This is a genomic window from Pseudaeromonas pectinilytica (genome assembly GCF_054780855.1).
Map to the genome: position 1 here is coordinate 1 of NZ_BAAGVN010000284.1, position 6806 is coordinate 6806.

At 53.6% G+C, this 6806-nt stretch carries 6 protein-coding genes and 1 other RNA gene; 1 reads left to right on the forward strand and 6 read right to left on the reverse strand.

Annotated elements, in window-relative coordinates:
- Positions 1-32: 32 nt before the first annotated feature.
- The 6 genes from ACYVG7_RS11460 to ACYVG7_RS11485 all read right to left on the reverse strand — a co-directional run bounded on the left by ACYVG7_RS11460 (position 33) and on the right by ACYVG7_RS11485 (position 4769).
- Complete coding sequence (locus tag ACYVG7_RS11460) at positions 33-1208, reverse strand: Mu transposase C-terminal domain-containing protein (RefSeq protein WP_460883243.1); 1176 nt, start codon at positions 1206-1208, stop codon at positions 33-35.
- Positions 1209-1360: 152 nt separating this feature from the next.
- Positions 1361-1810 (reverse strand): hypothetical protein, encoded by a 450-nt coding sequence (locus ACYVG7_RS11465; protein WP_460883244.1) that lies wholly within the window; start codon positions 1808-1810, stop codon positions 1361-1363.
- A complete protein-coding gene (locus tag ACYVG7_RS11470; protein WP_460883245.1) occupies positions 1810-2433 on the reverse strand; it encodes a Tn7 transposase TnsA N-terminal domain-containing protein in 624 nt (207 codons plus the stop codon). Before ACYVG7_RS11470 ends, ACYVG7_RS11465 begins: the two co-directional genes overlap by 1 nt.
- A 133-nt stretch (positions 2434-2566) precedes the next feature.
- An RNA gene (gene ffs, locus ACYVG7_RS11475) (signal recognition particle sRNA small type) lies at positions 2567-2663 on the reverse strand.
- A gap of 133 nt (positions 2664-2796) precedes the next feature.
- Positions 2797-4233: a basic amino acid/polyamine antiporter gene (locus tag ACYVG7_RS11480; RefSeq protein ID WP_460883246.1), complete on the reverse strand. Its 1437-nt coding sequence runs from the start codon at positions 4231-4233 to the stop codon at positions 2797-2799.
- Between the two features lie 377 nt (positions 4234-4610).
- Positions 4611-4769, reverse strand: coding sequence for a hypothetical protein (locus ACYVG7_RS11485; RefSeq protein ID WP_460883247.1), 159 nt, complete (start codon positions 4767-4769; stop codon positions 4611-4613).
- Between the two features lie 42 nt (positions 4770-4811).
- Here ACYVG7_RS11485 and ACYVG7_RS11490 point away from each other — a divergent pair, with 42 nt between their 5' ends.
- Positions 4812-6686 carry an alpha-amylase C-terminal beta-sheet domain-containing protein gene (locus tag ACYVG7_RS11490; RefSeq protein WP_460883248.1) on the forward strand — a complete coding sequence of 625 codons (1875 nt, stop codon included), beginning with the start codon at positions 4812-4814 and terminating at the stop codon, positions 6684-6686.
- Positions 6687-6806: the final 120 nt, after the last annotated feature.

Genomic DNA, 6806 nt, shown 5'->3' on the forward strand with positions numbered 1-6806 from the left:
CATCTGGCGCTCCCGGTGGTGAACCTAAGAGATCAGATCACCAAACTGCGGGATAGTTCCCTGATTTGAGCAACAACGCCTATTTTGTTAATCCCTTTGGTATTGCGTTTTTTCAGTGTTTGACGGACTTCGGACAGTTCGCTTTGTATCCGGCTGTTAATATAAGTTCGCGCTTTAGCGAGGCTGACAACATCCATTTGTGTGTCAATAAAATCTCGGTGCATTTTCATGTTGATCTGGTGTTCTTGCAGGCTCAAACCTTTCGTGTAATCTTCAGGATCAATACAAGGAACTCGTATGAACTTGCCAGCTTCCTTTATAAAAACAAACACATAAGATATGTCTCTAGGATTTAGTTTTACGAGCACTTTCCGCTTGCCATGCGTCTTATCAGGATAATTCATCCGATAGGATGCCAACTCATCTGAGTCATAACGCAAGTGAAATCGCTGGATCCCCCCCCGTCTATGCGTACATTGAAGACTGATACTTAATATGACCTCAAGCTTTGCCAGGTCATCCTCAGCAACGGGTGCCGGTGGCAATTTATTGCAACCATATTGCCAAGATTGTATTGGGATATAGCGGTGCCTGCTATCAGGCTCATAGTGGTAAACGTCAATGATCCAGCGGTGAAAGATCTCCAAAAAAGTTGAAAACCGCATCACTGCATCTTTTTGGGGATCATATTCGCCTCTTTCTAAAACATTGGAGAATGTCTTGCCGGGAATCGGTTCCAGAAGTTTACGATTTATAGTGCCAAACATGCGCTCAATCATGGGCTTGAGCCAAGGTTTTCTAACCGGGTTGTATTGAATATTGATCCCCAATTCCAGACAAGACTGCTCCAGACTTTTACTCCAGAACTCAACCCCGTTATCGACAACCAACGTCTCTGGTTTGCCATAGCATGGCCATTCGTGCTCAATGGTCGGGTATTTGTCTTTAACATAGTTCTTTGGGGGAATGCAGCTGAGTAATGCGTTACGAACAGACTCATAACCAGGTTGGTTGAAGCTGAGATTAAAGCCGACAACACAATGGCTGTATGAATCAATCAGTAGCGTTAAACAAGGTCGCCCCAACGGAACAAGTAAATCATCATCAAGCAGGATCAGATCCAGCGGCGTATGGTCAATCTCGACTCTCTCCATAACGCGGCTTGGCGGTTTATGGCTGCTGATGGTCCTAAATTCCACATCAGCCATATATGAGCCCTTTCTGCTTCGCATAACTTGATAGGCCGGTAGCTTTTTTACTCTGTTGTAAAAAGCCATATAGGATATAGCCTTGATCGGATTTTCGACCACATTGAGGTTTTCTATACGAATAATGTCGGTATAGCGTTGATAAGCAGAGGCTATTGACGGTTGTTCTCCAACCAGAAAGCAGTGAACAGCTTGTTCAAAAAAATCTCATCACTCGATGGCAGTCGACTTCTCACATTCCCTTTTTCTTGATGCTTGGGTATAAGAGCCGTCAGTTTTCTACCATGTTGATTATAATTTTTTTGCCAGCGAGCCAGAGTCCGCCAGTTTGGCACAGGTGGTGGCAATGCCTTAGCTGCTTCAACAAGTAACGGAACCAGATTTTTCTCTGTCCAACCGCCTACCAAATGCTCTTCAATCCAGCGGATATAGTCGAGACGATGAAGTGCTTGAGCCTTGAGATCAGCAGGAAAGCTATCAACAGTGGCAGGAAGTACTGTTGGTGATATAGCCGCTGGCTCAGAAGCCTCTTGTGGCTGAGGATTGGTAAACTCATCCTCAAATAATCCACTTGGCGCCCCAATGGTCGGTTGAGCACACATCAACTCATCCACACGATAGTGGAAAAGCCCATTTCGTGCTCAGTCAGGTCGCTATGAATTAACCCCCAGGCGATCAGTGACAAAACCGTTGCTAGAACTTCTCCAGGTGGCGCAGCTGTCGAACCGGATAACCTAGCTAGCGAAACCCTGCCGAAATCCTTTACTAACCCGAGCAGTTGCACATGCAGAGGCGTAAAGCTCTGAAAGCCTGAGTAGCGATGCAATAACTTGAGATTCCCCAGGATCGGATCAATCCGGATCTGCCTTTCTGTTATGAGCTTCAGTGGGCAAGAAAGCTCAATAGCCTTTTGCTGCTTGAAGGGAAAACGCTGGAGAAAGTCTGGTTCTGCAACTTTATCTGAGGGTTTGACCTCAATAAAACTGACATTGCCTTGCTGATCAACGACCCGAAAATCAGGGGTGTAGGGACAGTTGCGACCCTCGAAGGTGTAATAGAAGCCTTCTGGCTGAGCTTCAAATGCTTTAACAGCAGGGGAGTACTCAAGATGAAAGCAGGTATCGAACTCTAGGGATGATTCCACTGTAAGCACAGTGTTCATCTTGGCGCTGACGAATTTGAAGAGGTTCTTGACGCGGGAGTGTTTGAGATGCCGACGGTACATAACCCCTCCAACCTGTTGTTACTTTCTTACAGGTTTAGGCTATGTCAACTTATGGTGCAAGTTTATGCCAGCTTATGCTTTAGATATGTCAACTTATGGTTTAAACGACAACGAATCTTTAAACTGGTGGAGGCTCTGCCAGCCACATCCCGGCACTCGAAGGACTCGCCTTGGCTGCTACCTTCCGGTCCTGACCAGGTCGACGAGATTCCGATGCGGGAGGACCAACAGAGCCCCCATAACAACGCGGCGATACTAACGGTAGCCTACTGAGATTGCAATGATTTTTCCCGTATTCGCGCTCAAGTGCGGGAAAAGTCAGCAATGGCGGCGAGTTGTTGCTCGCCGCTGGTTGCCGGGGGATCAGACCAGCGCCAGATCCCCGCAGCCAATGCGATACAGAGTCCAGCCCGCCAGGGCAAACAGGGTGGCGGATAACCCCAGCTCCAGTGGATTGAGACGACGTGCGCCATGCTGGCGGCGGGCCAGCCAGTAGATGGCGATGCCCGGTGCATAGAGCAGGGTCACCAGCAGCAGATAGTCAATCCCCGCCGCATACACCAGCCACAGGCCATACAGGGTAGCGACCCCGGCAATCAGCAGATCCCGCCAGCGGCTCTGCTCCTGCGCGCCATAGGTCTCGCCGGTCAACGCCAGCTTCAAGCCATATGCACCGGAGAACACATAGGGCACCAGCGCCGCCGAGGTGGTGATATTCACCAGCGCCAGATAGGTGCTCTTCTGGAACAGGATAATGACCAGAAATAGCTGGATCAGCAGGGTCGAGGCCCACAGTGCATGGTGAGGGGCGCCACGACGATTCTCAGCGGCAAACCAGGTCGGGAACAGCCCGGTGCGGGAGGCGATAAACGGTACCTCACAGGCCAGCATGGTCCAGCTCAGGAAGGCCCCGGAGACGGAAATCATCAAGCCGGCATTGATCAACACGGCACCCCAGGGGCCGACCACTTTTTCCAGGATCGCGGCGGTAGAGGGGTTCTTCAGCGCGGCAATCTCCGGCTGGGTCATGACACCGAGGGCAAACAGGCTGACCATCACATACAGCGCCAGCGCACTGAGCAGGGCTATGATGGTGGCGCGGCCCACATCGCGACGATGCTCGGCCCGGGCTGACACCACAATCGCCCCTTCAATCCCGATAAAGACCCACAGGGTAACCTTCATGGTGGATTTGACCTGATCCATCACGCTGCCGAGCTCCGGCGTGCCCTGACCCCAGAGATCCAGAGTGAAGGTATCCATATGGAACGCCAGCATCAGGGCCACCGCCAGCACCAGCAGCGGGATCAGTTTGGCAATGGTGGTGATGATATTGACGAAGGCCGCCAGCTTGATGCCGCGGATCACCAGCGCCTGGACTGCCCAGATCAGCAGCGAGCCCAGCGCGATGGCATAGGGGGTATTGCCTTCACCCAGCCAGACTTGATCCGGGGTATCGACAAAATAGCTCAGCGCGCTGCACACCACGACCACGTAGGAGACGTTGGCCAGCAGTTGGCAGATCCAGTAGCCCCAGGCAGCATTGAAACCGACAAAGCTGCCGAAACCGGCCTTGGCATAGGTAAAGATACCGCCATCCAGATCCGGCCGGCGCAGGGACAAACATTGATATACCAGCGCCAGACAGATCATGCCCAGACCGGTGATCACCCATCCCAGAGCGATGGCTCCGACCTGGGCATTGGCGGCAATATTTTGTGGCAGGCTAAAAATACCGGCGCCCACCATGGAGCTCAGTACCAGGGCTATCAAGGCGCCCAGACCCAGATTCTTCTTCATCGTTATCGTTTCACTATCCGGGGTGAATGTTCAGTCAGTGACGCGGACGCCAACTGTTCGGCAAGGCGCGCAATATATTGCGTAACTATTCTGCATTCAATGGATTAATTGGGAATTAAATTCAAAAAATACGAATTTAGTAGCTTGTTAATCCGAGATTGCTGAAGTGGGGGATTCTTATGGTTATGCAGTGGCGCTGAAAGGTTAGGCATGTTCAGTGCCCTCTGTACGTCAATACCTGTGTTGCTGCCATGGGCTAGATTGGACCATCCTCCGCGCCGGTGGTGATGCTGAAGACGGACTGATGTGGTTGCTCTATTTCGCTGCCGTTAAAAAGTGAGCGGCTTCGCAACTTTATCTTTACAAATTCACCCTGCTCACAAAACCGCCTCTGGATAATTGTCTCTAGCGGTACATGGGGTTGGAATCATGCCCTGATGCTGCGGCATCAGGACCATGGTCGCGATGGCCGCGCCACTCCCCTGTTGGTGCAGGCGGTGGACGGCGGTGACGGTGGCAATAATGATTCGATCCACACAAGAGTTCGATACAGCAAGCCTAACGAAGGAAAATAAACGATGAAGAAACAATGCTTGGCATTGTCGGTACTGGCGGCCGTCTCCTGTGGCGCCTGGGCTGGCGTGCCAGAAAATAATACCGATATCATGCTGCAAGGGTTCCAGTGGACCTCAGCCTCCAGCTCGGCAACCTGGTATAACCAGCTCTCGGCCAATGCTGACGAGATCGCCAGCGCCGGGTTCAACATGGTCTGGCTGCCGCCACCCTCCAAGGCCGGTTCGCTGGAAGGCTATCTGCCAGAGCAGCTCAACGATCTGAACTCCAAATATGGCACCGAGACTGAGCTGGCCTCCCTGATCAGTACCCTGCATGGCAAGGGGGTCAAGGCACTGGCGGATATCGTCATCAACCACCGCAACGGCACCGGCAGCTGGTGTGGCTTTGCCAACCCGAACTGGAGCATGCAGGCCATCACTTCCGATGATGAAGCCTGGGGTGCTACCGGCTCCAACTGCAGCGGCACCCGTGGCAATGCCGATTCGGGTGGTGGCTATGCCGCCGCGCGGGATATCGACCACAGCCAGGGCTTCGTGCAGACCAGTATCACCGACTGGATGAACAATACCCTGAAGGGCGTCGGTTTTGACGGCTGGCGTTATGACTACGTCAAGGGCTTCAATGGCAGCTATGTCGGCATCTACAACAACGCCACCAGTCCCTATTTTAGCGTCGGTGAATACTGGACCTCGCTGTGCTACACCGGTGAAGGCTGCGGTTCCGATGCCAACTATCCGGATGCCCACCGTCAGTTGCTGATCAACTGGGTGAACGCCACCGGCGGCACCAGTGCCGTGTTTGACTTCACCACCAAGGGGTTGCTGAACAAGGCGCTGTCGACCTACAACTTCTCCGTGTTGAAGGACTCCAGCGGCAAGCCGCAAGGCGCCATTGGCTGGTGGCCTTCTCACTCCGTGACCTTCGTAGACAACCATGACACGGGTCCGAGTGGTACCTGTGGTTCGGGTCAGAATCACTGGCCGGTGCCCTGTGACAAGGTGATGCAGGCCTATGCCTATATCATGACCCATCCCGGGGTTCCTTCTGTCTACTACACCCACTACTTCAACTGGGGCCTGGGTAGCCAGATCAAGGCGCTGATGCAACTGCGTAAATCAGAAGGCATCCACTCCAACTCTACTGTGACCATCGATCGCGCCGAGCAGGGGCTCTATGCCGCCTATATCGGCGACAAGTTGGCGATGAAGATGGGCAATGGCTCCTGGTCGCCGAGCGGTAGTGGCTGGACCCTGGTGCAATCCGGCACCGATTGGGCGGTCTGGAAGAAGGGCTCCACCCCTGGCTTGAAGCGTACCGTGCTGCTGGTGTATGGCACCACGGCCGCCGGTGAAGACATGTTCGTGCGCGGCGGTATCGATCATACCTATGCGGCCAACAACTTAGGTCTGGCGTGCACCAGCACCAACTACCAGTGCGCGATCCCGATTGTGCACAACAACCTGCGTAACACCACCACGGCGCCTTGGAAGGCCAACGACCAGTATCTGGACTGGTATGGCACCGAGGCATCACAAAGCACGGCAGCCGTCGGCACGGCCATGGATTGGACCACCAATGTATGGCCCTCCAACTGGGGTGCTCAGAAGACGGTGGCAGTCGATGGCTATGGCGTCGAGGCTCTGAACAGCTATGGTCAGCACTACTGGATGCTGGATGTGCAGATGGACTGCTCCAAGGCCGTGAACGGTCTCTGGTTCGAGTTCAAGACCTACATCAAGAACGGCGCCGGCTGGGAGGCGAATGTCAGCCAGTCTGGTACCCCTTACACCAGCGGCAACCATTTTGCTCAGTGCGGCAAGGTGAACGTGTTCCAGCGTGGCGTCAGCGCGCCGGTCAGCATTCACGACTTCCCCTGATCCTCGCACCTTCTGACACCAAGGGCGCTACGGCGCCCTTTTTTATGTGCGCCGGGCATGGCGCGCAGCGCCGTGACAGGCGCTATCCGGTCACCGTGGTGGTGATGGGATGACTTGGAG

Coding starts and splice junctions, on each gene's coding strand:
- ACYVG7_RS11480 (WP_460883246.1), bottom strand. CDS start 4,233: ATGAAGAAGAATCTGGGTCTGGGCGCCTTGATAGCCCTGGTACTGAGC.
- ACYVG7_RS11465 (WP_460883244.1), bottom strand. CDS start 1,810: ATGTGTGCTCAACCGACCATTGGGGCGCCAAGTGGATTATTTGAGGAT.
- ACYVG7_RS11490 (WP_460883248.1), top strand. CDS start 4,812: ATGAAGAAACAATGCTTGGCATTGTCGGTACTGGCGGCCGTCTCCTGT.
- ACYVG7_RS11460 (WP_460883243.1), bottom strand. CDS start 1,208: ATGGCTGATGTGGAATTTAGGACCATCAGCAGCCATAAACCGCCAAGC.
- ACYVG7_RS11470 (WP_460883245.1), bottom strand. CDS start 2,433: ATGTACCGTCGGCATCTCAAACACTCCCGCGTCAAGAACCTCTTCAAA.